The sequence below is a fragment of the Okeania sp. SIO2F4 genome (assembly GCF_010672385.1).
In the GTDB taxonomy this organism is placed as follows: Bacteria; Cyanobacteriota; Cyanobacteriia; order Cyanobacteriales; family Microcoleaceae; genus Trichodesmium.
In genome coordinates, this window is the sequence record NZ_JAAHGT010001403.1 from 1 (window position 1) to 1,438 (window position 1,438).

The following is a 1,438-nucleotide window of genomic DNA, read 5'->3' on the forward strand; positions in this document are numbered from 1 at the left end:
TAATTAGTTTTTGTTCCGGTAGGAATGTTATTGTGTGGATGGATTTTAATATTTCAAGGATGGAGGCTCGATCCAATATTATCATTCCCAGTATTTTTATTAAATATTATGTCCATATTCTTGTTAATTAAGGATTTTGTATTTAATTTTATGTCTAAATAAGTTACTTTTAAAATACTCAAAGGATATTGGTTGACAGAAGATGTCCCGCCAAGGGTTGAAATCTCCTTCTTCCTTCTTTCTTCTTCCTTCTTTCTTTTATGCAACAATTAATTACTAATTTTCAAGGGGAACTAGCTGCCTTAAGTGGTGCATTTTTGTGGGCAGTATCTTCCGCATTTTATAGCTTACTTGGTCAGAAAATATCTCCCTTAAAATTAAATTTATTCAAAGGTTTAATAGCGATCGCTCTGATTTTTCTTACTTTAATTATTAGTGGCAAACTTCAGACAGAAGTAAACTTAGTTACGATTAATTTATTTCTAATGAGCGGTATTATTGGTATTGGTTTAGGAGATACTGCTTTTTTTTCTGCCCTCAAAAATATGGGCGCAAGAAGAACTCTCCTAATGGCAACTCTATCTCCTCCAATAACAGCTTTACTAGGTTTAATTTTCTTAGAAGAACAATTAACTTTTGGTGCTTGGTGCGGAATTTTAATTACAGGAATAGGTGTAGCTTGGGTAATTTCAGAAAGAACTCCTGGTGCAGCAATTAGTAATATTAATATTAAACAAGGAATAGTCTGGGCAATATTAGCAGCAATAGCTAATTCTACTGGTATAATTATTTCCCGTTTTGCTCTACTTTCCTCAGATATTATTCCTTTATGGAGCACTTTATTCAGATTAATTGGAGGCACAATTATTGTTGTATTGTTGTTGCTTGTGCAGAGAATCAGACAGGGAAGATTAGGAGAAATAAATTGGTCAGTGAAACTTGTAGGTGGAATTTTTATTACAACTTTTGGCGGTACTTATTTAGCAATTTGGTTACAACAAACTTCTCTCAAATTTGCTCCCGCAGGTATCGCTCAAACTCTTTTAGCTACCAGTCCAATATTTATCATTCCTATTGCTGCTCAAATGGGAGAAAAAATAAGTATTAGGTCAGTTTTTGGAGTCTTGGTGGCAGTAGTAGGAATTAGTTTGTTATTTACTTTTCAATAATCAATTTAAATTAGGATGTTAATAAGGAATCAATGCACACTTTGGGAAATAGGAAGTAATCAGTGTAGTAGTGCGTCTAGCTTGAAAATGTGGGTAAAGAGCGAGTTAATGAAGACCTCTCCCCCAACCCCTCTCAAAAGCAGGAGAGGGGAGAAGTTTTACCTACAACTTTAGTCTAGACGTGCTAGTAGTAGCGCGTCTAGCTTGAAAATGTGGGTAAAGAGCGAGTCAATGGAGACCTCTCCCCCAACCCCCTTCCCTACAAGGCA

Annotated in this window: 2 protein-coding genes; both read left to right on the forward strand. The window is 35.3% G+C overall.

From position 1 onward, the window contains the following. Nucleotides 1-24 precede the first annotated feature (24 nt). The gene (locus tag F6K22_RS40780; protein WP_375340243.1) at nucleotides 25-162 is read left to right on the forward strand and encodes a Ycf66 family protein; all 138 of its coding nucleotides are present in this window, start codon (nucleotides 25-27) and stop codon (nucleotides 160-162) included. Between the two features lie 98 nt (nucleotides 163-260). Then, nucleotides 261-1,169 (forward strand): DMT family transporter, encoded by a 909-nt coding sequence (locus F6K22_RS40785; protein WP_293110855.1) that lies wholly within the window; start codon nucleotides 261-263, stop codon nucleotides 1,167-1,169. The last annotated feature ends 269 nt before the right edge of the window (nucleotides 1,170-1,438 follow it).